At 43.9% G+C, this 26,395-nt stretch carries 24 protein-coding genes, 1 tRNA gene and 1 pseudogene; 14 read left to right on the top strand and 12 right to left on the bottom strand.

Annotated features, from left to right (window positions below; all coding sequences use genetic code 11):
- The first annotated feature begins 117 nt into the window (after positions 1–117).
- The gene (locus L4C38_RS16395; protein ID WP_428798634.1) at positions 118–1,509 is read left to right on the top strand and encodes a peptide MFS transporter; all 1,392 of its coding nucleotides are present in this window, start codon (positions 118–120) and stop codon (positions 1,507–1,509) included.
- Positions 1,510–1,779: 270 nt separating this feature from the next.
- Positions 1,780–2,649, top strand: coding sequence for a TraB/GumN family protein (locus L4C38_RS16390; protein ID WP_428798633.1), 870 nt, complete (start codon positions 1,780–1,782; stop codon positions 2,647–2,649).
- Positions 2,650–2,714: 65 nt separating this feature from the next.
- Here L4C38_RS16390 and L4C38_RS16385 read toward each other — a convergent pair.
- Positions 2,715–2,791 (bottom strand) — tRNA-Pro (locus tag L4C38_RS16385).
- A 257-nt stretch (positions 2,792–3,048) separates the two neighbouring features.
- Here L4C38_RS16385 and L4C38_RS16380 point away from each other — a divergent pair.
- The 3 genes from L4C38_RS16380 (at position 3,049) to rluF (ending at position 5,073) form a co-directional block, all read left to right on the top strand.
- Positions 3,049–3,189 (top strand): DUF3149 domain-containing protein, encoded by a 141-nt coding sequence (locus L4C38_RS16380; RefSeq protein WP_428798632.1) that lies wholly within the window; start codon positions 3,049–3,051, stop codon positions 3,187–3,189.
- 156 nt (positions 3,190–3,345) lie between these two features.
- Positions 3,346–3,924, top strand: a complete 579-nt coding sequence (smrA, locus tag L4C38_RS16375; RefSeq protein ID WP_428798631.1) for a DNA endonuclease SmrA — start codon at positions 3,346–3,348, stop codon at positions 3,922–3,924.
- A gap of 102 nt (positions 3,925–4,026) precedes the next feature.
- On the top strand, positions 4,027–5,073 hold the full coding sequence (gene rluF, locus L4C38_RS16370) for a 23S rRNA pseudouridine(2604) synthase RluF (protein ID WP_428798732.1): 1,047 nt from the start codon (positions 4,027–4,029) through the stop codon (positions 5,071–5,073).
- Between the two features lie 100 nt (positions 5,074–5,173).
- Here the strand turns inward: rluF and upp are convergent, their stop codons facing one another.
- Positions 5,174–5,800 carry a uracil phosphoribosyltransferase gene (gene upp / locus L4C38_RS16365; protein ID WP_428798630.1) on the bottom strand — a complete coding sequence of 209 codons (627 nt, stop codon included), beginning with the start codon at positions 5,798–5,800 and terminating at the stop codon, positions 5,174–5,176.
- Between the two features lie 179 nt (positions 5,801–5,979).
- Between upp and purM the strand changes: the two genes are divergently transcribed.
- The 5 genes from purM to L4C38_RS16340 all read left to right on the top strand — a co-directional run bounded on the left by purM (position 5,980) and on the right by L4C38_RS16340 (position 9,040).
- Positions 5,980–7,020, top strand: coding sequence for a phosphoribosylformylglycinamidine cyclo-ligase (gene purM / locus L4C38_RS16360; RefSeq protein WP_428798629.1), 1,041 nt, complete (start codon positions 5,980–5,982; stop codon positions 7,018–7,020).
- A 3-nt stretch (positions 7,021–7,023) separates the two neighbouring features.
- Positions 7,024–7,662, top strand: coding sequence for a phosphoribosylglycinamide formyltransferase (gene purN / locus L4C38_RS16355; protein ID WP_428798628.1), 639 nt, complete (start codon positions 7,024–7,026; stop codon positions 7,660–7,662).
- Between the two features lie 180 nt (positions 7,663–7,842).
- On the top strand, positions 7,843–8,499 hold the full coding sequence (locus L4C38_RS16350) for a tellurite resistance TerB family protein (protein WP_428798627.1): 657 nt from the start codon (positions 7,843–7,845) through the stop codon (positions 8,497–8,499).
- Between the two features lie 143 nt (positions 8,500–8,642).
- Positions 8,643–8,849 carry a YaeP family protein gene (locus tag L4C38_RS16345; protein ID WP_428798626.1) on the top strand — a complete coding sequence of 69 codons (207 nt, stop codon included), beginning with the start codon at positions 8,643–8,645 and terminating at the stop codon, positions 8,847–8,849.
- Positions 8,849–9,040, top strand: coding sequence for a DUF4250 domain-containing protein (locus L4C38_RS16340; RefSeq protein ID WP_428798625.1), 192 nt, complete (start codon positions 8,849–8,851; stop codon positions 9,038–9,040). The genes L4C38_RS16345 and L4C38_RS16340 overlap by 1 nt, the downstream gene beginning before the upstream one ends.
- Positions 9,041–9,108: 68 nt before the next feature.
- On the opposite strand, the gene L4C38_RS16335 is transcribed toward L4C38_RS16340, so the two are convergent.
- Positions 9,109–9,438: a DUF3622 domain-containing protein gene (locus tag L4C38_RS16335; protein WP_428798624.1), complete on the bottom strand. Its 330-nt coding sequence runs from the start codon at positions 9,436–9,438 to the stop codon at positions 9,109–9,111.
- Between the two features lie 379 nt (positions 9,439–9,817).
- Between L4C38_RS16335 and L4C38_RS16330 the strand changes: the two are divergent.
- Positions 9,818–12,463, top strand: a pseudogene (locus L4C38_RS16330) (chitinase C-terminal domain-containing protein); the annotation flags it as partial.
- A gap of 128 nt (positions 12,464–12,591) precedes the next feature.
- Here the strand turns inward: L4C38_RS16330 and purL are convergent.
- Positions 12,592–16,515 carry a phosphoribosylformylglycinamidine synthase gene (gene purL, locus L4C38_RS16325; protein ID WP_428798623.1) on the bottom strand — a complete coding sequence of 1,308 codons (3,924 nt, stop codon included), beginning with the start codon at positions 16,513–16,515 and terminating at the stop codon, positions 12,592–12,594.
- 385 nt (positions 16,516–16,900) lie between these two features.
- Between purL and mltF the strand changes: the two genes are divergently transcribed.
- Both mltF and L4C38_RS16315 read left to right on the top strand, forming a co-directional pair.
- Positions 16,901–18,451 (top strand): membrane-bound lytic murein transglycosylase MltF, encoded by a 1,551-nt coding sequence (gene mltF / locus L4C38_RS16320; protein WP_428798622.1) that lies wholly within the window; start codon positions 16,901–16,903, stop codon positions 18,449–18,451.
- A 276-nt stretch (positions 18,452–18,727) separates the two neighbouring features.
- Positions 18,728–18,862: a hypothetical protein gene (locus L4C38_RS16315; RefSeq protein ID WP_281364235.1), complete on the top strand. Its 135-nt coding sequence runs from the start codon at positions 18,728–18,730 to the stop codon at positions 18,860–18,862.
- Positions 18,863–18,928: 66 nt separating this feature from the next.
- Here the strand turns inward: L4C38_RS16315 and tadA are convergent, their stop codons facing one another.
- The 7 genes from tadA to L4C38_RS16280 all read right to left on the bottom strand — a co-directional run bounded on the left by tadA (position 18,929) and on the right by L4C38_RS16280 (position 25,504).
- A complete protein-coding gene (gene tadA / locus L4C38_RS16310) occupies positions 18,929–19,444 on the bottom strand; it encodes a tRNA adenosine(34) deaminase TadA (RefSeq protein WP_428798621.1) in 516 nt (171 codons plus the stop codon).
- 88 nt (positions 19,445–19,532) lie between these two features.
- Complete coding sequence (locus L4C38_RS16305) at positions 19,533–20,813, bottom strand: hemolysin family protein (RefSeq protein WP_428798620.1); 1,281 nt, start codon at positions 20,811–20,813, stop codon at positions 19,533–19,535.
- A 118-nt stretch (positions 20,814–20,931) separates the two neighbouring features.
- Positions 20,932–22,491: an AbgT family transporter gene (locus L4C38_RS16300; protein ID WP_428798619.1), complete on the bottom strand. Its 1,560-nt coding sequence runs from the start codon at positions 22,489–22,491 to the stop codon at positions 20,932–20,934.
- A 249-nt stretch (positions 22,492–22,740) separates the two neighbouring features.
- Positions 22,741–23,196 (bottom strand): type IV pilus modification PilV family protein, encoded by a 456-nt coding sequence (locus L4C38_RS16295; protein WP_428798618.1) that lies wholly within the window; start codon positions 23,194–23,196, stop codon positions 22,741–22,743.
- On the bottom strand, positions 23,186–24,409 hold the full coding sequence (locus L4C38_RS16290) for a hypothetical protein (protein WP_428798617.1): 1,224 nt from the start codon (positions 24,407–24,409) through the stop codon (positions 23,186–23,188). The genes L4C38_RS16295 and L4C38_RS16290 overlap by 11 nt, the downstream gene beginning before the upstream one ends.
- On the bottom strand, positions 24,406–25,017 hold the full coding sequence (locus L4C38_RS16285) for a PilW family protein (RefSeq protein ID WP_428798616.1): 612 nt from the start codon (positions 25,015–25,017) through the stop codon (positions 24,406–24,408). Before L4C38_RS16285 ends, L4C38_RS16290 begins: the two co-directional genes overlap by 4 nt.
- The gene (locus L4C38_RS16280; RefSeq protein ID WP_428798615.1) at positions 24,995–25,504 is read right to left on the bottom strand and encodes a GspH/FimT family pseudopilin; all 510 of its coding nucleotides are present in this window, start codon (positions 25,502–25,504) and stop codon (positions 24,995–24,997) included. The genes L4C38_RS16285 and L4C38_RS16280 overlap by 23 nt, the downstream gene beginning before the upstream one ends.
- A 102-nt stretch (positions 25,505–25,606) precedes the next feature.
- Here L4C38_RS16280 and L4C38_RS16275 point away from each other — a divergent pair, with 102 nt between their 5' ends.
- Complete coding sequence (locus L4C38_RS16275; RefSeq protein WP_428798614.1) at positions 25,607–26,038, top strand: type IV pilin protein; 432 nt, start codon at positions 25,607–25,609, stop codon at positions 26,036–26,038.
- 95 nt (positions 26,039–26,133) lie between these two features.
- Here the strand turns inward: L4C38_RS16275 and L4C38_RS16270 are convergent.
- The coding region (locus tag L4C38_RS16270) for an IS3 family transposase (RefSeq protein ID WP_428798613.1) at positions 26,134–26,395 on the bottom strand (262 nt) is incomplete at its 5' end.

Here is a 26,395-nt window from a genome sequence, read left to right as displayed (position 1 = left end):
TGCATTTGTCACATAATTCATGCAACAACCAGCAAACTAATAGTTTGCAATGTGAAATATTCTAATGTATAGATATTGCCACATTAAATTCTTTAAAAAATACTATTAGTTAATCTTATGCCAACACAGCATCATCAAATTCTAGGACACCCTCGTGGACTGTTCTTACTTTTTGGCACTGAACTATGGGAACGATTCTCATATTACGCAATGCGTGCAATTTTAGTGCTCTATTTAACAGATACAACTTTAAACGGCGGTTTAGGTTGGTCGACTAAAGATGCTCTAGATCTCTACGGCATCTATACTGGACTTGTCTACATCACCCCACTGATCGGTGGATGGTTAGCTGACAACTATCTCGGTCAACGCCGCTCTATCTTGATCGGTGGCGCATTAATGGCTATAGGTCAATTTACTCTTGCTATTCCTTCTGGCATGCTCGGTTTAACTGAACTACATAGCTTTTACCTTGGTTTAGCTCTGCTAATCGCGGGTAACGGTCTATTTAAGCCAAATATCTCAACCATGGTGGGTGACCTATATAACGAAGGCGATAACCGCCGTGATGGTGCGTTTACTATCTTCTATATGGGCATCAACATTGGCGCTCTACTTGCTGGTGTAATCTCAGGCTCTGTCACCAACGAATTTGGTTGGAAAGCAGGCTTCGTTGCCGCAGGTATTGGCATGCTAATGAGCTTAGTCATGCAAATGAGCCTAGCGCAATCTTGGCTTGGTGATATCGGTAGAGAACCTGCTGCTAAACGCGATCGTGAACTTAGAAATTCACAACAAAAACAGTCGTTAACTAAGGTTGAAGTCGATCGCCTAAAAGTAATTTTGGTAATGGGTCTATTTGTTATCGTATTCTGGGCAGGTTTCGAACAAGCTGGTGGCTTGATGAACATTTATACCCAGCAATACACTGATCGTATGATTGGTGGATTTGAAGTGCCTGCGGCTTGGTTCCAGTCTTTAAACCCATTCTTCATCATTACGTTAGCACCTGTATTAGCCGCTTTATGGGTAAAGCTGGGAAAACGCGAACCAAACTCTCCAATTAAGTTTGCTTTAGCTCTATTCTTCTTAGCTATTGGGTTCTTATGTATGGTCGGTGCAGTAATGGAACAAGGTGGCGACACCACGGTGAAAACATCAATGATGTGGCTCGTTGGTGCGTTCTTCTTCCATACACTAGGTGAATTGTGCCTATCACCGATTGGACTATCACTGGTGACAAAACTAGCGCCGTTACGTCTTGCGTCATTAATGATGGGTGCATGGTTCGGCTTTCAAGCAATTGCAAGCTACGCTGCAGGTTATATTGGCTCAAACGTTGGTGAACTTGGCACATTGCAAATCTTCGGTGGTATTGCCGTTGCTGCGACCATTAGTGGTGTGATTCTATTATTGTTCTCTAACACGCTAGTTCATTGGATGCACGGCGCTGAATCACCAATCAGCACAGCACAACAAGTTGAAGAGCAACAAGCTCAAATCGCTTAATCCAAGTCAGCAAACTCAACAATATTCACAGCCCGGCTTAACACCGGGCTTTTTTTTATATGCATCACGCGAAGCTTAGGATATCGGAACAATCCTGCGAGTTAATTCACAGTAAAAAATTAGTTTGCTGAGCTATTCGCTTATTTCATTCAAGAAACTAATGTTTCATCGCCCTCATCTCAGGTTACTAATCAAGCTCTTATTGCCAAGTAGCACAATTCCATTCATGCTTAATCGATAAGTGGTTATTTTTGCCTACTAGGAATTGCTATGTTCAGATTGCTCTACTTGCTTATATCCATACTGGTGTCATCTTTTGCTATTGCCGAGCCACTCTATTGGCAAGCAAGTAAGGGGGAACTGAACTACTTGCTCATTGGTTCCGTGCATGTCGGTGAAGACAGTATGTACCCACTCCCAGCCAACTTAACCACATTTCTCCAGCATTCTGATGGTATTGTCGTAGAAACCGATATTCGCTCCCCCTCTGCCATCCAGTACCCTCAAACCACAGTGACGACTCAACAAGTACTCACTAACAATCAAAAGAAGGAGCTGATAGGGATAACCAAATTACTTGGTCTGGATCATCAGCAACTATTCCTGTCTCCTCCATGGGCGACAGCACTGACCATGCAAATGAAGCTGATTGAGTACTTAGGTTATAAGGCACAAGATGGAGTTGATTTGTGGTTGCTAAATCAGGCATCAGCCGGAGGAAAGTCCGTGTATAACCTTGAAACAATACAGTTTCAAATTGATCTCCTTACGCGGCTACCAAATGGTGGAAAAGAATTATTAACGAGTGCCATCGACGAATTTGATCACATTGAAAGTGCAGCGCACTGTTTGATCCAAAGTTGGAAACAGGGGGATATCAAAAAGCTTAATGAATTTGCTAAATTATCGGAAATGTCCCCCGAACTTGAAAAGCTATTCATATTTGAACGCAATCGAAATTGGGCAAGGAAACTCTCTAGTGGATCGTTGTTTCCTAGCCACAAGGGCAACTACGTAGTGGTCGTTGGCGCATTACACTTGCTTGGTCGAAATAGCGTACTTGAACTGCTGAAAGCGCAAGGTTTCACTGTCACTCAACGATCCAAAAGCGTACCAGCTAACTGTGAGTTTAAGTTTTAATCGCAAAGTTGATTCCGGTAGAAACGAAAAAAGCCTCAGCATTTCTGCTGAGGCTTTTTAAAATATGGTCGGTGAAGAGGGATTCGAACCCCCGACCCTCTGGTCCCAAACCAGATGCGCTACCAAGCTGCGCTATTCACCGAGATGTCTTATTCGAGCTTAATGCCCGTCAACGGATGTGTATATTACGGATTATCACGCTCAACACAAGTGATTTTGCTAAGTTTATCCCCCCTGACAGTTCGTTTGCCTAAAACAACATCAACGGGCCACTACTTGTGACAGAAAACACACTAACGGAAACATTTTAGTAACCTTATCAATGCAATTGATCCAGATCAGTATCTTTTGTTATCCAAACGTTAACCTTAACTACGTCTTCGGAACTTTGGAGGAAACATGGACTTTTGGCTCGATCTCCTTTTTGGTAATGCAGTTGGACTTTCGTCTATGATCGTTATATTGATCACTGTAGGTCTAATGCTATTTTATGGCGGTTTCTTCATTTACAAGGTAATGACTGACAAATCTCCTCACTAGATCGCTAAGCTGAGCTATTCAGTAGCAAAGCGCTTTGCACCGAAGTAGATACTCTGTCTACTTCGGTTTTTTATGCTTGCTTAACAGAAAATATGACCTAACAGCTCTTTGAATAGGTATAATTACTTCATTGAACTCTTACCCTGAGATGCCGTTATGTCTCAAAATGACTTCGACTTATTCCAACAAATGATGGGGGATGTAAAACCCCTGCAAAATGACACCGCTGAACTTAAAAAATCTCACCAAGTCAGTGAAGCTCAGATCGCTAAGCGAGAAGCCGCCGTTTCATTAGCTGAACACGAACCTGAATATCTGTCGTTAGATAATGCGCCAATGCTCAAACCTGATGATGTCATTGCGTTTAAACGCAATGGTGTTCAAGACGGCGTTTATCGCAAACTTCGATTGGCTAAGTATCCTATCCAAGCAAAGCTCGACTTACATCGTAAAACGTTAAAACAGGCGCGTGATGAAGTAGTCAACTTCCTCAAGCAATGCATGCGCATGGATATTCGAACCGTCATCATTATTCATGGTCGAGGAGAGCGCTCTAACCCACCCGCTTTAATGAAGAGCTATGTTGCGCATTGGGTGACTCAAATCAGCGATGTTCAGTGTGCACACAGTACGCAGCAATTTCATGGTGGAACGGGTGCGGTCTATATACTGCTGCGCAAGAGTGAAGAAAAAAAATTAGACAACCGAGAACGCCATCAAAAACGAATGGGCTAATAGCACTGCGGCTGTTACAATCGCCGCGAACTAATTCACGCCATGTTAGAAATCAACATGACGACTGACATTTGCCGTTGGGAAACGTTGAGAGAAATTCCTATGCCACAAGATAATGCTAAGCGCTTAAACAAATTCATCAGTGAAACTGGCTACTGTTCACGTCGCGAAGCCGACAAGCTTATTGACCAAGGTCACGTAACCATAAATGGGCAAATACCTGAAATGGGCACAAAAGTAATGCCTGGTGATGACGTTTGCATTAATGGAAAACCGCTGAAATCGAAAGAAAAACCTGTCTATATTGCCTTAAACAAACCAACCGGTATTACCTGTACTACCGAGCGTGATATTCCGGGCAACATCGTAGATTTCATTGGGCATAAGTCGCGCATCTTCCCGATCGGTCGTTTAGATAAACCGTCTGATGGTTTAATTTTCTTAACCAACGATGGCGACATCGTCAATAAAATTCTGCGTGCGGGCAACAGCCACGAAAAAGAATACGTAGTTCGAGTGGATAGACCAATAACCGATGAGTTTATTCGCCAAATGGGTTCTGGCGTTGAAATTCTCGATACCGTCACTTTACCTTGTAAGGTAACTAAAGAGACCAAATACTCTTTTCGTATCGTTTTGACTCAGGGCTTAAACCGTCAAATTCGCCGTATGTGTGAAGCATTAGGCTTTGAAGTATTCAAACTCCGCCGCGTCCGTATCATGAATATCACATTGGACGATATTCCAAACGGTCGTTGGCGTTATCTGACAGACGATGAAATCAATGAAATTCACGCCATGTGTGAAGGATCTGTTAGTACTGAAGAAGCATCAAAAACGGATTCAAAAGGTAAGCACATTCGAAAAGCAACCGATGCTAAGTTGTTTGATAGTCGAGAAGAAAACCAAACTTCAACAGCGCGCCGAAACCAAGATACTCGTACGTTTAAAGGTCGCAATGCTGATGAGTTTCGTCACGCTCCAAATTCGAAGAAAGGGCGCAATCACTCTTCATCAAACGGTGGGGGCTCTGGTAATGCATCTTCTGGCAACAAAGGGAAGCCTTTTCACTCCTCTAAACGCAATAGCGAACAAGCAAAATCAGGCAATCAGCCGCGTTTCGGCGGTACATTGGGCTTGAAGAAGTAGCGGTAGGTAAACAGCAAAATGTTGAATTAACAGCACGTTAAGCTGTTATTCTATTCTCAAAAAAAAGGGGAGCTTTGCTCCCCTTTTTCATTACTTGGTATTATTTAGTACCAAAGATTTTATCACCTGCATCACCTAGACCCGGAACGATGTAACCTTTATCGTTTAGCTTCTCATCGATAGCCGCACAGTAAAGTTCAACATCTGGGTGAGCGCGTTCAAGAGCTTCAATACCTTCAGGGGCAGCAACAAGTACAAGAACTTTAAATGCCTGACAGCCATTCTCTTTTAGAAGATCGAGCGTTGCGATCATTGAACCACCCGTTGCTAGCATTGGATCAACAACAAGCGCGATACGCTCGTCGATGTTCGATGCTAGTTTATTGAAGTACGGTACTGGCTCAAGTGTTTCTTCATCACGATAAACACCTACTACACTGATACGTGCACTAGGCATGTGCTCTAATACGCCATCCATCATACCGAGACCGGCACGTAGGATAGGCACTACAGTCACCTTTTTACCTTTAATTTGATCGACTTCAACTGGACCATCCCAGCCTTCAATGGTTACTTTTTCTGTTTCAAAATCCGCGGTAGCTTCATAAGTTAGTAGGCTACCAACTTCTGTCGCTAATTCACGGAAGCGCTTCGTGCTGATATCACCTTCTCTCATTAGACCAATTTTATGTTTAACAAGTGGGTGATTAACTTCAACAACTTTCATGTCCATCTCCGGCTTTTTGGTTTTTTTAAACAAACCTTCAGATTATAAACGATTTCACGCTAAATTTCTTGAATTAGTGTAAGATAAAAAACATGCGCAAACGTTTGCTATTGCAGTTTATCAACTGTTAGAATAGCGCCCGATTTCTCATATCCAATTGACTAAACCGAGGACTTCCTGTGAGTGGCAATAATACTTCTCTAAGCTATAAAGACGCTGGCGTTGATATCGATGCAGGTAACGCACTTGTCGACCGTATCAAAGGTGCTGTAAAACGTACTCGTCGCCCTGAAGTAATGGGTGGTATTGGTGGCTTTGGTGCACTTTGTGAACTGCCAACCAAATATAAGCAACCAGTGTTAGTTTCTGGTACCGATGGCGTGGGTACTAAATTACGCCTTGCGTTGGATATGAACAAACATGACACCATCGGTATCGATTTGGTTGCCATGTGTGTTAATGACCTAATCGTACAAGGTGGCGAACCACTGTTTTTCTTAGATTACTACGCAACAGGAAAACTGGATGTGGACACCGCAGCCGACGTTGTTTCTGGTATTGCAGAAGGTTGTGTACAAGCGGGTTGCGCACTTATCGGTGGTGAAACTGCCGAAATGCCGGGCATGTACGAAGGCGAAGATTACGATGTTGCTGGTTTCTGTGTTGGTGTTGTCGAAAAAGCAGACATCATCGATGGCAGCAAAGTTGCGGCTGGAAATGCACTAATCGCAGTTGGATCAAGTGGCCCACATTCAAACGGCTATTCATTGATCAGAAAAATTTTAGAAGTGTCTGCTGCTGATAAAAATCAAGAGCTTGACGGTCGTACTGTTGGTGAACACCTACTAGAACCGACTAAGATTTATATCAAGTCTGCACTTAAAATGATTGCCGAGCATGATATTCACGCTATTTCACACATTACTGGCGGCGGCTTTTGGGAAAATATCCCTCGTGTACTTCCTCAAGGTACTAAAGCTGTTATTGACGGTAATAGCTGGGAATGGCCAGCCATTTTCAAATGGCTGCAAGAGCAAGGTAATGTAACCACCCACGAAATGTACCGAACTTTCAACTGCGGCGTCGGTCTTGTTGTCGCTCTACCTGAAGATCAAGCTGATGCTGCTGTAGAGCTCTTGCAACAAGAAGGCGAGAACGCATGGGTTATCGGTAAAATTGCACCTGCACAAGCGGGTGAAGAGCAAGTAGAGATCATATAAGTTATGAAGAGTATTGTAGTTTTAGTTTCCGGAAACGGTACCAACCTGCAAGCAATCGTAGACGCCTGCGATGCCTCAATTAAAAATGGCAAAGTAACGGCGGTATTCTCGAATAAACCGGACGCTTATGCACTTGAACGTGCTAAAAAAGCGGGCGCAGCTGGAGTGTTTCTCGATCCTAAAGCATTTGATACTCGTGATGCCTTTGATCATGAACTGATGCGACAAATGGATGGTTTTGCACCTGATTTAATCATCCTTGCTGGTTATATGCGTATCTTAAGTGGTGAATTCGTACGCCACTATATGGGGCGTATGATCAATATCCACCCTTCTCTATTGCCTAAATACCCAGGGTTAAATACCTATCAACGTGCGATACACGCTGGGGATGAAGAGCATGGTACAAGCGTGCATTTTGTCACTGAGCAATTAGATGGCGGACCCGTTATTTTACAAGCAAAGGTGCCGATCTTTGATGAAGATACTGTGGATACCCTCACTGAACGAGTGCAAAATCAAGAACATCGCATTTACCCAATGGTGGCAAAATGGTTTGTTGAAGATCGCTTAGAAATGCGTAATGGCAAAGCCTTTTTAGATGGTGTGCAACTTCGTATACATGGCTACGCGACGGAATAGACCGTGATTATTGATTGAACCTAAAAGCGAACTTTATGTTCGCTTTTTTATTTTTTGTCGCCTAACTAACCTAGCAATTCACCTCGTATTTATCTATTAATCCCCTGTTCATTTTTTGTTTGTTACTGTAGTTCTAACCATACAAAATCAGCCCGATCGGCATCATTTTTGGAGATGACTATGGATATAAAATCGCTACTTAATCAAGCTCTTAATTCAGACATTGTTCGACAAGGACAAGAGAAAATAAAAAACCCATCAACCTCAAGTACGATAAAATCTCTCGGTGCTGGTGCCGTAGGCGGTGGTTTAGTTAATCTTTTGATGGGCTCTAAAAAAAGTAAAAAGATGGGGAAAAAGATAGGGAAAAATGCATTAAAAATTGGTGGCGCTGCCGCACTTGGTACATTAGCTTATAAAGTCTACAACAACTGGCAAGCAAACCAATCGACTGCAGCTACATCCTCCAGCGAACAGTTTGATGAAAACAGTATCATTCACGAACAACTGATCCTTAAAGCAATGATCGCTGCCGCTAAAGCTGATGGTCACGTTGACCAAACTGAAATGTCACATATTGAGTCCGCTATTGAGCAAGCTGGCGCCGATGACCAACTCAAGACAATGATTCATCAAGAGCTCAATAAACCATTAGACCCAAGTCAAATTGCTCAATTGGCTCATACACCTCAGCAAGCTTCAGAGATTTACCTAGCCTCACTGATCGTCGTTGATGAGCAGAACTTTATGGAAAAAGCATATCTAAAAGAGTTAGCTAAGCAACTTCATTTACATCCAGAAGTGACTCAACAGCTTGAATTGCAACTCAATAGCTAAGTAACCGACCAGATCAACTATCATGATTGAATATTTTTGGCTCAATTGAGGTCAAGGCTTGAGATTGTACAATCTCAAGCTTTGAGTTTGCTAAACACAATGTGTATATTGAGATGAGTTCTCATTTAATTGGAAGTAAAACGATGAAAGTTTACGATTGTTGTGATTTAGTACGCGAGCTCTACGCGCAAATTGGCAGTGGCGATCAAGGCTATATTCCTAAAGCAATTGGATGTGCGGTACGTACGCTTAATGAAGTTGCAGCCGACGTCACTCTAGACAAATCAATTCGTGAAAAAGCTGCGTTTGCCGCCGCTAACTTGTTGATTTCTGATTTCGAGGATCAGTAATGAACTTGAGCAACTTTGAAAGCATGGACACCATCATGCTTATGAGCATCGTTAACTTGAAGTTACGTGATGAATTTAGTGGTGACTTAGACGAACTCGTCGCTTTTTTTGAGATCGACAAAGTCGCTTTAGAAGCTAAACTTGCCACTGGCGGATTTGAATATTTAGTGGCAGCTGGTCAATTTCGCTAAGCGATCGTTATCTGTATTCAGAATATAAAAAAACCGCCAAAAGGCGGTTTTTTTATTTAAAACAAAGATTACTCTTCTTCATCCGCTTCTTCGTCTGCTTCTAGTGCAGCTTCAGCGCGTGCACGTAGTGCCGCTGCTTTACGTTTTGCTGATTCAAGCTCTTGACGTTCTTGACGTTCAACACGTTGTTGGCCTTTACGCTCGTTGCGCTCTGCTTGGTTCTTAACAAAACCTAGCAACTCGTTCTCAGCCCAAGCTTGTGCAAGTTCTTCAGTTTCGAAACCAGCTTGACGCTTAGATACAAGAGTTTTACGAGAAGTAACTTGGCGAATAATTTCTGCAGTCCAACCAGCGCGCTTTTCAACCACGCGAATTGCGAATTTTTTGTTTTTAGACATTTCTATTTCCTAAGGGATTATTCAGGGATCGGTCAACTTGATAACTCCATCGAAGCTGAGCTGTTTAACACCATCCCTTGGTAAGCGCGGTATTAGAACATAATCAATTGCACTTTGCTGCAAAAACTTGCTACTCACCAAAAAAAAAATCTCCTATCTATATTGACTTTTGTAGATACACATTGAATGCGTGTACCAAATGCGTTGTTTGCTAATGATTAAGCCGTCATCCCCAACGCGAAGTGGCACGTAAAATACAATATCAATATAGTTGCATATAAATACCTTCACTATAGTAAATTTGCGGCTGATGATATCTGCTTTTATGTCGTTCAACCGCCTACACAATTTTTATTATTGTACAGTTAAGGAAGAACTAATGAATCACATAAATATAAGGACGAAGCTGCGTCAAGCACTCACTTTAGGAACCTGTGGTGCGGCAAGCTTATGTACTATTAACGCCTATGCGGCTGTAGATTGCACCAACATAGAAATTTGGGACAGTTCAAAGGCTTATACTGCTGGATCTCAAGCACAAGAGACCAACAACGTTTACAAAGCAAACTGGTGGACGCAAGGTCAAAACCCTGCGACGCACTCTAACCCCCATCAAGAATGGACGCTCATCGATAGTTGTTTATCCAATGGATCCAACCTCCCTCCTACAGTCGACCTTGCTCTCTCCGCTAACGCAATTAGTTTAGGGTCGCCTGTGGTATTAAGCTCAAATGCGAGCGATCAAGATGGTCAAGTCACGCAGGTAGAGTTTTTAGTTAACGGTATTCCTATTGGTTCCGTAACCGCCCCCCCTTACCAGCTAAGCTACACACCCACTCAAGTTGGTAACCTAAGTTTAGTTGCGCAAGCAACCGATGATAAAGGCGCGGTAACCGATTCTACGCCGGCATTCTTAACCGTCTCTGATGGAGTTATAACAAAAAGCTGTCGTCCGGATGGATTATATCAAACACCCGGGACGACTGTTCCTTACTGCACTAGCTATGATGAAGAAGGTCGTGAACTCATGGGCGCGGATCACCCCCGCCGTGTAATTGGTTACTTTACCAGTTGGCGAGCCAGTGAAGATGCGCAAACCGGCTATCTTGTTAATGACATTCCATGGGAACAACTGACGCATATAAACTACGCGTTTGTCAGTATTGGTTCTGATGGCAAAGTTAATATAGGCAACGTTAATGACCCAGCTAACCCCGCGGTTGGAATGGAATGGAATGGCGTAGAAATAGACCCTACTCTTGGTTTTAAAGGTCATTTTGGTGCACTCGCAACAGCCAAAGTCAAACACGGCGTTAAGACACTAATCTCGATTGGTGGCTGGGCTGAAACCGGCGGTCACTTTGGTCCAGATGGCAATCGTATTGCGGATGGTGGTTTCTACACTATGACGACTAACGCTGATGGTTCAATCAATCATGCTGCCATTCAAACCTTTGCTGATTCAGCCGTTGTAATGATGCGTCAGTACAAATTCGATGGCTTAGATATTGATTACGAGTATCCAACAAGTATGTCGGGTGCCGGCAACCCAGATGACAAGGCATTCTCAGAATCTCGTCGACCTTACTTGATGAAGTCTTACCATGAGTTAATGCGTGTTCTCCGCGAGAAAATTGATATAGCCAGCCAACAAGATGGCAATCACTACATGCTGACTATTGCCGCGCCATCTTCCGCATACTTACTGCGTGGCATGGAAACGATGTCCGTCACTAAGTACCTCGACTACGTCAATATCATGAGCTACGACTTACATGGTGCATGGAACGATCATGTAGGCCATAACGCGGCATTATTCGATACAGGTAAAGATTCCGAGTTAGCGGCATGGAACGTTTACAACACCGCCGCTTATGGTGGTATTGGATATTTAAATACCGATTGGGCTTATCACTACTTCCGTGGTTCAATGCCGGCAGGTCGTATTAACATTGGTGTGCCTTACTACACTCGAGGCTGGCAAGGCGTGACTGGTGGCGAAAATGGTCTTTGGGGTAGAGCCCCTCTACCTAATCAAGCGGATTGTTTACCGGGTACCGGTGAAGGTGAGAAAAACAACTGTGGTAACGGCGCTCTCGGTATCGATAACTTATGGCATGATAAAGACACCGCTGGGAATGAAATGGGAGCAGGCTCCAACCCAATGTGGCACGCACTCAACCTCGCGAATGGTATGGTTGGTTCATACAGCACCGCTTACGGCTTAGATCCTGCAAACAACCCTCTTCATGCATTAGTGGGGACTTACTCTCGATTCTATGACAATGTGGCAGTGGCACCGTGGCTGTGGAATGCAGAGAAGAGTGTTTTCCTCTCTATCGAAGACAAAGCATCGATCAATGTCAAAGCCAATTATGTGGTCGACAAAGAAATTGGCGGTATCATGTTCTGGGAGCTGGCGGGTGACTATAGTTGCTACCAACTCAACGCCAACGGAAATCGCGGTACTGTAGATCCAACAGAAGCAGCTTGTCAAAGCGGCAATGGTGAGTACCACATGGGTAATACCATGACTAAAGCCATCTACGATAGGTTCTTGTCAGCGACACCTTACGGTAACAAAGTGGCGAATACTCCACTTCCGGGTCAAACCTTAGACATTGTCGTTAACATAGATGGGTTCAAAGTGGGCGATCAAAACTACCCGATCAATCCTAAAATCACCTTCACAAACAATTCCACTTCAGCACTTCCGGGTGGCACTGAATTCCAATTCGACATCCCTGTGTCTGCTCCTGACAATGCGAAAGATCAGTCAGGTGGTGGCTTGAAGGTTATTGCTTCGGGTCATACCAAAGCAAATAATATCGGAGGATTAGACGGTGTGATGCACCGAGTATCCTTCAACTTACCTAGCTGGACCAGTTTAGCACCGGGCGAGAGCTACATACTTGATATGGTGTACTACCTACCAATTTCAGGTCCGAGTAATTACACCGTTCACGTGGGAGCCAACAGTTATGGATTCAAGTTCGAGCAGCCTGAATTGCCTGTTGCAACGCTTCAGTAATCTGAAGAACCCAACGTTGTAAATAGAAGGGAACTAAAACAAAAAACCGCCGTTGCTTAAAAGCTTCGGCGGCTAATACTAGCGTTAACTGTACGAGTTAACTAATGGGCAAATAAATTACCTTAACCCACATTCTTACGTGCATTTTGGAAAACACGCATCCAAGCACTGTTCTCACCCCAACTATCAGGATGCCATGAGTTAGCCACTGTGCGGAATACACGTTCAGGGTGAGGCATCATAATCGTCACTCTGCCATCAGCCGTGGTTAAGCCCGTAATCGCGTTTGGAGAACCGTTCGGATTATTCGGATACTGCTGCGTTGGGTTACCATTGTTATCAACGTAACGTAGAGTAATTGAACCCGATGCTTCAATCGCACTTAGGTGCTCTGCGTTACGCACTTCCACACGACCCTCGCCGTGAGAAACCGCGATTGGCATACGAGAACCCGCCATACCATCAAAGAATATCGAATCCGATTTCTGTACTTCAACCAGACTAAATCGTGCCTCAAAGCGTTCTGATTCGTTACGAACAAAACGTGGCCACAACTCAGCACCTGGGATCAACTCTTTCAAGTTGGAAAGCATCTGACAACCGTTACATATCCCTAATGAGAAGGTATCTTCTCGCTCAAAGAAACCTTCAAACTGCTCACGCGCTTGGGCATTAAATAGAATGGATTTTGCCCACCCTTCACCAGCGCCAAGAACGTCACCGTAGGAGAAGCCACCACATGCAACTAAGCCATTGTATTCTTCCAGCACTGCTTGCCCGGTTAAAATATCGCTCATGTGAATATCAGTTGCTTCAAAGCCAGCACGGTCAAATGCAGCTGCCATCTCAACGTGAGAGTTAACCCCTTGTTCACGCAAGATTGCCATCTTAGGTTTTGCGCCAGTATTAACCATAGCAGCAGCAATGTAAGGTGCAGCAATATCTTCATGCACATCAAAGCTTAATGACACGTTCAAGCCAGGATCTGAATTATCTTTCTTCGCTTCAAATTCTTGGTCAGCACATACAGGGTTATCACGCAGTGCTTGCATTTTATGAGTTGTCTCAGCCCAAATGATGCGTAGTTCTGTGCGAGAACGCTCAACCGCTACCGCCTCACCAGAGGTAATCAGAATGCGGTCTGAATCTTCTACGCTACCAATAACATGCGAACACGTTTCTAGACCGTGTGCAGAAAGGGTCGATAGCACTGAATCTAGATCTTCATTTCTAACTTGAACCACAGCACCGAGTTCTTCATTAAATAGAGCAGCTAGAGTGTCATCACCTAATGCATTGATGTCCGCCTTCACGCCACAGTGACCAGCAAATGCCATCTCAACTAGAGTCACAAGCAGACCGCCATCGCCTTTGTCGTGATACGCCACTAGCTTGTCATTGCGCACTAAGTTTTGCATCGCATCAAAGAAGCCTTTTAGCTGCTCTGCATTATCTACATCTGCTGGTTTATCACCAAGCTGCTTGTAAACTTGCGCCAGTGCTGTAGCACCTAAGCGGTTCTTACCATTACCGAGATCGATGAGCACAAGTGAAGACTCACCTAACCCTTCTAAAGTAGCCGCGGTTCTAAGCTGTGGTGTGACTGTTTTACGAATGTCTTCCACACGACCAAAAGCAGTGATGACCAGTGATAACGGAGAGGTCACTTCTTTATTCTCGCCATTGTCTTGCCACTGCGTCTTCATCGACATAGAGTCTTTGCCCACAGGGATAGTCAAGCCAAGCGCTGGACAAAGTTCTTCACCTACCGCTTTTACTGCTTCATAGAGACCAGCATCTTCACCTGGGTGACCCGCTGGTGACATCCAGTTCGCCGATAATTTGATGTGTTTGATATCACCAATATCCGTTGCCGCGATGTTCGTTAGTGATTCGCCTACCGCTAAACGTGCTGAAGCACCAAAATCAAGTAGTGCTACCGGCGTACGCTCACCCATCGACATAGCTTCACCATGGTAGGTATCATAACTTGCCGCTGTTACCGCACAGTTTGCTACAGGAACCTGCCAAGGACCGACCATTTGGTCACGCGCAACCAAACCAGTTACTGAACGGTCACCGATGGTAATAAGGAAAGTTTTCTCAGCCACGGTTGGCAAACGAAGTACACGCTCAACTGCATCATTAATTTCGATACCATCACGGTTGATAGCTGGGCTCTCAACTTTCAATGTCGTCGCATCACGATGCATCTTCGGAGCCTTGCCAAGAAGAATCTCCATTGGCATATCAATTGGCGTATTGTCGAAATGCGTATCTTCCAACGTCAAATGACGTTCTTCTGTCGCTTCGCCAACTACTGCATAGGGCGCACGTTCACGTTTACAGATCGCGTCAAACTCAGCCATGTTTTCCACAGCTACAGCCAGTACATATCGCTCTTGCGATTCATTACACCAAATCTCTAGCGGGCTCATGCCTGGCTCATCATTTGGTACATCACGTAATTGGAACTTACCACCACGTTCGCCATCATCGACTAATTCTGGAAGCGCATTTGAAATACCGCCCGCACCCACATCGTGGATAAATGCAATTGGATTCTGCTCGCCAAGTTGCCAACAGCGATCAATCACTTCCTGACAACGACGCTCCATCTCTGGATTCTCACGTTGTACCGAAGCAAAATCTAAATCTTCTGCCGATTGCCCTGACGCCATTGAAGAAGCCGCGCCGCCGCCAAGACCGATGTTCATCGCAGGACCGCCAAGCACGATAAGCTTCGCGCCTACTGGGATCTCTTTCTTCTGCACGTGTTGGTCACGGATATTACCCAATCCACCAGCAATCATGATTGGTTTGTGGTAACCACGTACTTCTTCGCCTGCATGAGAAGTAACCTTCTCTTCATATGTACGGAAGTACCCAAGCAAGTTAGGACGACCAAATTCGTTGTTAAATGCCGCGCCACCAAGTGGGCCATCTAGCATGATATCCAACGCATTAACAATACGACCCGGTTTACCAAAATCCGTTTCCCATGGTTGTTCAAAACCCGGAATACGTAAATTTGAAGTGGTAAAGCCCACCAGACCCGCTTTCGGTTTGCCACCAATACCAGTTGCGCCCTCATCACGGATTTCACCACCAGAACCGGTTGATGCTCCTGGCCATGGCGAAATAGCGGTTGGGTGGTTATGAGTTTCTACCTTCATCAAGATATGTGCGTCTTCATGATGATAGTTGTACTGACGCGTTTCAGGATCTGGGAAGAATCGACCCACTTTTGAACCCGTCATTACCGCGGCATTATCTTTATAAGCAGATAACACGTATTCCGGTGTGATTTCGAATGTGTTCTTAATCATCTTAAATAGAGACTTATCTTGATCGATACCGTCGATAGTCCAGTCTGCATTAAAGATTTTGTGTCGGCAGTGTTCTGAGTTTGCCTGCGCAAACATCATCAATTCAATATCTTTTGGGTTGCGACCCAATTTGATAAAGCTCTCAACCAAGTAATCAATTTCGTCTTCTGCCAGTGCAAGACCAAGGGAAACGTTTGCTTTTTCAAGTGCGAGACGACCACCAGCTAAGATATCAACCTCTGCCACTGGAGCCGGTTCTGATACATTAAACAGCGCATCAGCCGCTTCAAATTCGGTGAATACCGTTTCCATCATGCGGTCATGAATGAGCGCTTTGATTGTTTGAATTTGCTCATCAGAAAGGGGGACGGAAGATTCCACATAATAAGCCGTGCCGCGTTCAAGACGTTTTACTTTGTCTAAGCCACAGTTACGGGCAATGTCCGTCGACTTTGAAGACCACGGAGAGATAGTCCCTGGACGTGGTGTCACGATAAGCAACAAACCTTGTGGTTCATGCTCTTCAATCGTTGGACCATAGGTAAGTAGCTTTTCAAGCTTGTCTAAGTCTGAAGCATCTAGATCCGACGACAAATTAGCAAAGTGCATAAACTCGGCGTAAATACCGTTCACAGGCAACTGCTGTTCACGGCAAAGTTCTAGTAGCTTGTTAACACGAAACTCGGAAAGAGCTGGGGAGCCACGCAAAATTCTCATGTGCTTAGGTCTCTCTGCAATTGATTAAGGTGATATTGGAATAAATTCAGATAGTTACTGGCAACCTACCGACAACTTATACCGATTTCATCTCTGGTTTCGGGCGCATTATAAAGGATTTATTTTTGTGATGTAACACTAAAAGCAAACGTTTGCTTTATTTTTTTGTCAAATTTGAAATACAGCATATTTAGCTATTATGATTCAACGCTTATCCCACCTGACATTGCTTAGCTTAAAGCGACTACACAAGCCACAGATACTAAACGTAAATTTGTCACATATGACAGAAAAATAAAGCCATGCTCGCGATAGCTTCAGCTTTACTTTGCCTTACCCGTCTACTCTGATATAAATGCCGTACATGAAGTACGAGACACTATGAATGATGATTAATAAAGTACGAGCTTATCTCTTATTCGCAATCAGCGCTGTCATGCTGGTCGGTTGCCAGATCGAATCGGCACCAAAAAGCGATTTAGATCAAATTCGTGAACGCGGCGTTTTACGTGTAGGCACATTAAATAATCAGCTTTCATACTACATAGGTCCTGATGGTCCTGCTGGTCTAGACTACGAAATTGCACGTCAGTTCGCGCAAGAACTTGGTGTTCGCCTCGAAATGAAACCCGCTTATCAAATTTCCAATCTTTATCCTGCGCTAGAAAATGGTGAGATTGATATTATCGCCGCTGGTCTAACCCAATCGCCAGAGAGATTAAAACGTTTTAGAGCCGGACCCGCTTACTACTATGTCAGCCAACAGTTGATCTACAAAAAAGGACATTGGCGACCACGTAATTTAAGCCAACTGCTTAAAAAACAAGATACATTAATTGAGCAGAACGATGGCAAGCCGGTTGTGACCATTGTGGTTGATTCCCACTTTGATCAAACCTTGAGCAAAATTAAAAGTGAGCACCCTAGTTTTCAGTTCGCTATTGATCGTTCAGCTGATGTGAGTGACCTGCTTAAACAAGTGTCCGAAGGTAAAGTACGTTTTACGGTAGCAGATTCCGTCGAAGTATCACTTTCCCAGCGAATCTACCCTGATGTAGCAACGGCATTCGAATTGACGGAAGATCAACCAACCTCATGGTTTTTACGTCGCTCTGATGATGAAAGCCTCTACGCCATGGTCATCGAGTATTTTGGTCATATAAAACAATCAGGTGACTTAGCGCAACTTGAAGAAAAATACATCGGTCATATCGGCACCTTTGATTATGTCGATACCCGTGCATTCATCCGCGCGCTAGACAAAAAACTTCCTAAATGGGCACCGCTATTTAAAGAATACTCAAAAGAGTTTGATTGGCGCTTAATTGCTGCGCTGGCGTACCAAGAATCGCACTGGAATCCGGTAGCAAGATCACCAACAGGGGTACGCGGTATGATGATGCTGACTCTACCTACCGCGAAAAGCGTTGGTGTTACCAACCGACTAGACCCAGAGCAGTCTGTAAAGGGTGGCGTTGAATACCTACGTCGTATGGTGGCGCGAATCCCTGATTCTATTGAGCAACATGAGAAAATTTGGTTTGCCCTCGCTTCATATAACGTTGGCTTCGGTCACGTAATGGATGCCCGAAGACTGACCAAAAAACAAGGTGGTAATCCTGACCAATGGTCTGATGTAAAAGAGCGCTTACCGCTACTGCGTCAAGCCAAGTATTACAGCAAAACCCGTTACGGTTACGCTCGTGGTGATGAAGCGAGAAACTACGTTGAAAACATTCGTCGCTACTATCAGAGTGTTATTGGTCATATTGAACAACAAACACCTGACGAAGGCGATGTCGATATTAACGATCTAACTGTAATTCAGGTTGACCCTAAAATACTTTCAGCTGCCCAAGGTACGATTTCTCAAGCGTATCCTGTATCAGCGTCAGCTCCTGCCACTTCTTCAAGTAGTAGTGACAAAACCAACTAAAACAGTGGTTAGCTGGTCTAAAGCAAGGGAAGTCTCGATTTATTAAGATTTCCCTTGAATTTCACGCCACAAACTATGCATACTCACTGCCCTTCAAGAGTTTGGATAAACTGTCATCAATTATTGATACACACCTATACCCAAGTGACTTCAGGATTCAGAGCCTTGTCACTGTTACTTGGGTATAACTACGTAGAAGTGTGTTCTCGCCTGATTTAGGTGGGGATAATATCGGTTAAACCGATAATACAATTTGTATTATTTGGAGGTTGTTTTATGCGAAAACGCAGTATGCAATCAAAACGCCTTAAAAAGACTGTTGCCGCTAACCGCCGTAAACGCAAATTAGCAAACAACAAGAAAAAGGTGATTGCTCGTCATCGTGCATTTGTGCAGTTGTCTAGCCTCTAATCCCATGGAATTTAGTCGGCTTGAGAAGTTAGCAAATATATAAATGTTTGCTAACTTCATTCCCTTTTATTGTTCCCGTTTTAGAGCTCTCTTCGCTTTCTTCAACGTTTTAATTTCTTTACGACGACGTTTGAAAAACGTTTGCAGTTGCGCTCGGCATTCAGCTTCAAATAACCCACGCTCTACCGTTGCATAGTGATATGCAGCTTGATGTTCAAACAAATTTAATACCGTACCAGCAGCACCCGCTTTGATATCGCGTGCACCAAAGACAATTCGTTTAACACGGCTATGCAGCAGTGCACCTGCACACATTGGGCAAGGCTCTAATGTTACGTATAGTGTGGTATCAAGTAATCGATAATTGGAGAGAGCTTGCCCTGCTTTACGCAATGCTTGCATCTCAGCATGCGCAGTCGCATCATGGTTACCAATCGACTGGTTCCAGCCCTCTGCGACGATTTCACCATCTTTAACTAGCACAGCTCCTACCGGGATCTCTCCCTCTTCTTCTGCTTGGGTGGCCAATGCCATAGCACAACGCATGAAATGCTCATCGAGTGCGGAAAATTGCTGTGACAAACTGAGCTCCATCTATAGGAATAAATAAAAAAATAGGTATGCCGTGCAGCATACCTAATCATAGCCTTCTAACACAACTTAACGTGTATTAGTCATTCAGCTTTTGCTCAATCGGCATGGCTTTAACGCTCACAATACGATTATGCTCTACCAACAAAATCTCGAATTGCCATTGCTGGCAAGAGATCACTTCACCTTGCTCTGGTAAACGTCCCACTAGCCAAGTCAATAATCCATTCAGGGTTTGAAAACCTTCATCCTCCCCCTGGATTTCAGAGAATCCTAACCGGTTTTTTACCTCATTAAGCGGAATTGAAGCATCGAAAACCCATCCACCATCTATTGGCTCTGCCCATAAATCATTTGGGTTATTCGATAACTCACCAGCAATCGCCTCCAATACGTCATAGTGGGTAACCACACCTTGAATATCACCATACTCATCAACGATGAACGCCATTTCACAACCCGACTCTTTAAAGTAGGTAAGCAAACGCAGCCCTTTCATTGACTCAGGAATGTAAACGGGTGACTTACACAAGCCCACTATCACCTGCACACTCAATTTATGAGCTTGATTCAGTAGTGCCTTAGCGGAAACAGTACCGACCATTTTATCCAAGTTACCTTGGCAAACAGGAAAGACACTGTGCTTGGTTGAACGCAACCGTTTAAGTAAAAGCTCTATCGGCTGGTCGATATCGATAAAATCAATAACACGCCGAGGTGTCATCAATGAACCGACCGAGCGATCATCAAGCTGAAGGATATTGCGGATCATCTCCTGCTCGCCTTGCTCTATCGCCCCTGATTCCGATCCTTCGCGCACAATCGCGTGAATGTCGTCTTCTGTTACGCTGTCTTCTTGGTTGCTTTTCCCTAGTAATTTCAGCAGCACTTCGGTTGACCAAGAAAGCGCAAAGACAAAGGGTGTCGTAATTTTCGAGATCCAGTAAATAGGCAATGCAACCAATACCGCGATCGTTTCTGCTTGAGACTGCGCAAAACGCTTTGGCACAAGCTCACCGATAACAATGGCAAAATATGTAATGCCGACAACCACTATGATGGTCGAAAACACATTTGCCTGCGCGGGCTCTATACCCCATAACTCCATTTGCAGCGCTAACGGCACTGACAGGGTTGCTTCACCGACAATACCGCTCAACAGGCCAATAACCGTGATACCAATTTGAATCGTAGAGAGAAAACGAGTGGGATTTTCTTTCAAATCAAGAGCGACTTTGGCAGCTTTATGTTTCTCAGCCATGCGCTTAAGCCGGCTCGTTTTTGCTGCAACCAATGCGATCTCAGACATAGCAAAAAGACCGTTTAAAACAATTAACCCTACTAAAAGCAGAATTTTCATAGATGTTTATTTTCCATTTTGAGAGTGACGGCACAGTAGCCGTCGGTTGCAGTGTAAAACAAGATACAAATAAAAAAAAGCCTACCCAATTGGGTAGGCTTGTAACCATTTATGTCACTTACATAGTGTAAGTGTATGGAGCTTGAATACCTAAAGGAATACCTATCATCCAGTAAGCAACTAGGAAGATTGACCAACCAATCAGCATTGCGATAGAGAATGGCATCATTAGAGATGCAAGCGTACCGATACCCGCTGATTTCACGTAGCGCTGACAGTAAACAACCACAAGTGGGAAGAAGACCATTAACGGTGAAATGATGTTCGATACAGAATCGCCAACACGGTAGGCCGCTTGAGACAGCTCAGGAGAAATACCCACCGCCATTAACATTGGAACTAGAATAGGACCAATCAGAGCCCACTTCGCTGATGCAGAACCGATGAGCAGGTTTACCGAAGCTGTAAGCAGAATCATACCAACGATTGTCACTTCGCCTGGCAGATTCATCGCCTTCAGACCTTCCGCGCCGTACAACGCAAGCATGGTACCAATATTTGATTGTGCAAATGCCGATAGGAACTGAGCACAGAAGAACGACATAACAATGTACGCACCCATGGTCGACATTGTGCCCGCCATTGCTTTAATCACATCGTTGCTGGTTTTAAATGAACCAGAAACTCTACCGTATACATAACCAGGTATGATGAACAAAATGAAAATCAATGGCACGATCGAGCGCATTATAGGAGCAGAGAATGCGGTAAGCTCACCTTCCGGTGAACGCAATGCTGATGTTTCAGGGATTAGCGCTGCAACAAGAAGTGCAATACCAGCCATCATTGACCAACCCGCATAACGAAATGCTTTCGATTCTAGCTCTGAAAAAGAACCTAGATCTGGTGCTTTTTCAGCGTCTTCATCAATTGGCGTATTAGCTAGACGAGGCTCAATAATCTTCTCTGTAACATACCAACCAATAGCAACGATGATCACTGATGATAGACCAGTAAAGAAAATGTTCGCCAGTGGGTTAACAATGTATTCAGGATCTAAAATTTGAGCTGCTGTTTGTGTAAAGCCAGCAAGCAACGGATCAATACCTGATGGAACGAAGTTTGCCGAGAAACCACCAGATACACCCGCAAACGCAGCTGCAATACCCGCCAGTGGGTGACGCCCTGCTGCATGGAAGATGATCCCGCCTAGAGGAATAACCAGTACGTAGCCCGCATCTGCTGCCGTGTGCGATACAATCGCAACAAGGATCAACATTGGCGTTAGCAATTTAGCTGGTGTGAAGTTAAGCATCTTCTTAAGGCCGGTGGTAATGAAGCCTGAAGAATCAGCGACACCAACACCGAGCATTGCTACCAAAACGATACCTAGTGGCGCAAAACTTGTGAAAGTACTCACCATATTCGCTAGGAAGCTTGCTAAAGCATCACCAGTTAAAAGGTTTGAAACGGTTAGAGCATCGCCAGTGCGAGGGTTGATTAGATCGAATGAAATATTCGACAAAAGTGCTGATGTTACCCATGTAATCATTAAAGCCCAGAAAAACAGAATCGCAGGATCTGGAATTTTATTGCCGATACGTTCAATCGCGTTTAGAAAGCGATCCATGCCTTTCGACTTCGGCAATGGTGCTTTATTTGCAGCTTGGTTACTCATGGTAAGTCCATATGTGATGTTGTTGCTCGTGACCTTTAAAAATAGTTATCGCGGTCGGTAGTTAATTCAGCATTTTATTAAATCCATCACACAAAAGCACATAACCCTGCAAGAAAATACATATTTAGAGACATATTTGGCAATTTCCACCACACACCACAACAATATGTACACATAATCGCGCATTAGCAGAATACAATATTGAAACCAATTTGAAACGTTTACCGTTTTTTCCGTGCTAGAACATTTTTATAGATCGAATTCGCTGTACTTCGACAAGTAAGTTGTTAGCGATAGAGCATGGGATGGACTCAACTCAATGCTATCTGCGATACGTTTATTCCAACTCACCATTACTGTGACTTTTTTTAGCTCTCCATCCAAAACGCCTGCAACATTTTCCACTTTACAATTTAAGGTATAAATTGAACCACTCAGTTGACTAATACCCTGCCCACAATATGCTGGTAATCCAAGTTGAGAAAACGCTATCAACCCAGTACTACCACTGATATTACTGGCGCGAGTTCGAAATAATTCCAATTGCCTCTCTGCAAAATGTAACGCTTCTACTTGATGAAGCGTAAATACTGCTTTTTGTTCAAGGCTGACTTGCAGTTTAAGCAGCCCAAGTGCTGCGACACTAATCAAAATACAAGACAGCGTGACCTCAAACAAAGTGAACCCCCTGTGCTTATAAGTCATTCCATGATCCCCTTTGCCACATATACAATGAGGAGGCTAAGCCTTCAGACGCAGCCCGATCATATTTAAATACCATTGAGTTCAAAAAATATGCAGAGCTATTAGGTAAGTCGAGGAATAACCCGCCAGAACTGACAAAAGAGCCCGCTTGAAAGTGAGCGACAGACGATTTGTAGCTGGCAGGCAAATAGATACCACTCGTGGTATCAAGCCAGCGACTAGTTAGATCAACTGGCGGAGACGGTTCATACATATGATACATAGAGCCATAAAAAACCACTGGCGAGTAAATAGCAAACACACCATTTTCTATCACCAATTTTCTGGGCGTTTTAGGCAGTAAAGTCAATGCATGCCCACTCGCTAGATCGCAGTCACCTTGAACCCAGACTTTGTTCGTTGATGAGAATGCATTACCAACGAGCTCATCACAGTTAGTCTTTGAACCAGAAATCACCTTAAAACTAGAGCGCACGTCATTGATTTTGGATCGGGGTTGACCGAAGAAGGCTTGAAAAGGGTCCAAAGTCTCATCTTTAACAATGTCATTTTTGAAATCGGTCTTACTCGGATCGGATGCTGTATTTTGACTGTGAGCTAAAAATGTTTTGCTTGATTCATGGCAAGAGCCGGAATAGCCGATATAAGGCCCATCTGTCTGTGGGTTAACCGTCCTTAATCCACTACCTGAATAGATATACTCGATCTCTTTAGCATAACGAATCGAAACACACTCATCTATTCCATCAATTTGTTTACCAGTCACATCTGGCCATATCTCAAATGAACCGTTCAATATCAATGTTCCACGAGAATGTATTGCCCCAGACTTTCTTACTTGAACGATCGTCTTACTTACTCGTTCGATTCCATCTAAATGATAAACCAGTCGATAGTTGTTTAACGCATCAAGCTCGGTAAATAAAGACTGTCGATCTCTATCCGTTAAACAATGATTTTGCATACTAGAATAAGCAGCGTGAGCGCTTCCTTGAGTCAAATTACCCGGATCTTCCACCGTCGTTTTAATGTAAGTATACAAACACTCGATGGCGCCTTCTGCTTGCCAGTGATTGCTGCGTGATTTAACTTCATTTTGCGCGACTTTGATTTGGTGAAATGTCACTCGATAGCTGCCAAGAACCAGCAATAACAGCGCGGAGAGTAAAATGGATGTGACAATGATCGTTACTGCTCCTCGCTGCGATTTCATTGCCAATTCCTTTGTTTAATATCCACAGATAGCGCACGCGAATACACGTGATCGATCGTATGTGCCGATATAGAAAGATGCCAAATAGCAGAAGTCGCGTTAGCGTTGCTCAATGTCGTGGATGACAATGAAAATGAGACAACATTAACCACGTTCTCATCTAGCAATGAACGGCAACTCACGATCTCTGGCAGCGCCTTAATGTCGTTTTTCAGCACCACACCTTGCTCACATAAAATGATTTTCCCTGAGTTCAAGTAATATCGCAGGCTACGGTAGTTCTTGTTGTCTGCCACATCTCTGTAATAAGCCATACCAAAATCACTGCTACTATTTAACTCAATCACATTCGCCGCCCCTGACAACAGAAGACTCTGTCCCTGAGCGTTATCAAAACCGGCTCGCTGAATATCTTCTTCAATGGTTTGAAATGTACTGGTGAGTGATTGCAATAAATAGAGTTGCTGGCTTTTGTCATGAGCGACATTGTGGGCAGAAATAAAGATAGAACCGATGATCCCAAGTGTCATCGCACCGATTCCTACCGAGACAATCAGTTCAATTAAAGTAAAACCTTTGGTTAAACTAATGGCATGTTGGGTAGCCATAAGCCACTCCGTTAACACCACAAATTTTGACTCTACCTGGCGGGTTCGCCATTACAACTTTGAGCTTACTGGAGCCTTGAGCTACTGGGAAAAACGCAATAGAACCACCGTTAGGTCGCCCACGGACTTGATCAAAGGTAATGTAGGCAGGAGTATAGTTATGTCTCACATCGATCTCGACAAACGGAGTGCCGCTAAAATACAACAGCGAGTTACCGTCCAATAGTGCTGAATCCGTCAGTTGAATATGCCAAGTGCCTGAGCTTGCACTACCATCAGCCTCAAAGGAAAAATGTGCGTATAGCCTTTGATTTCGCGTTACCGCTTCTGTCTTAGCTTGTACTAAAAAACTGTTTAATTCACTCGCGAGGCGCTTCATTTTTACTTTGTCGGAAATCGCACCGAAACTAGGGACAGCCATAACCAACAACATGCTGAGAATCGCAATAATGATGGTGAGCTCCAGTAAGTTAAAGCCTCGACTCATTTCCCAAAATCCTTTGCAAATAGATTGGCAGGTAGTTTCAATCTTGCTTTGATGCTAGCAGCAATCAAAACTGAGCTAACAGATAAACAGGAACTCCTCGAAATGGCTCCGATTATTGGCTGTAAGGCACGAAAAAGTCGATTAAAGGCAATGACATTGATCGAACTACTGGTAGTCGTGACTATCGTGGCAATACTCGCATCATTCGCCTACCCGACTTACCAAGCGCAAGTTATTACCAGCAGCCGAACCCTCGCATTGAGCGATCTCAGCCGTATTCAGCTCTACCTAGAGAATGAATATAAGGGCGGATACAGTAGCCCACGCGATGCCATTATGTCTGGCGGAAACTGCCAGCTTTGTCAGAGTAATCACAACGAGTATCTCATCACAATATCAATTAGCAGCAATGGCTATAGCATTAGCGCTGATCCACTCGGTAAACAAGAAAATGATATCTGCCTTAACAGTATTAACGACATAATTACTCTTGACCATTCTGGTCAAGGTAGACCTGAAGCGTGCTGGAAGTGATGAATCAATGGCGAGAAAAAGTGGTGAATAGTAGAAAGGTAGGAATGTAAAAAAGCCTGCATAATGAAGTGACCCCGTAAAGTTGGACATTTCTGTTAAGCGGCTTTCAAGGCCTGAGTTCGATATTCTATCGGAGTCAGGCCTTTTAGTTTCACTTTTATACGTTTGGTATTGTAGTACTCGATGTATTCTTTAATTTGCTCTATCAAATCATCTGCATCTTCAAAGCTTTGGTTGTGATACATCTCTGTTTTGAGTAAAGCAAAAAAGTTTTCAGCAACAGCATTATCCAAGCAGTTACCTTTTCTCGACATGCTTTGCGTTAACCCACTCTCCGCTACCTTTTTCTGGTACTGT

Source organism: Vibrio kasasachensis, assembly GCF_050337565.1.
GTDB lineage: Bacteria > Pseudomonadota > Gammaproteobacteria > Enterobacterales > Vibrionaceae > Vibrio > Vibrio kasasachensis.
This window is presented reverse-complemented; position numbering and strand designations above follow the sequence as displayed.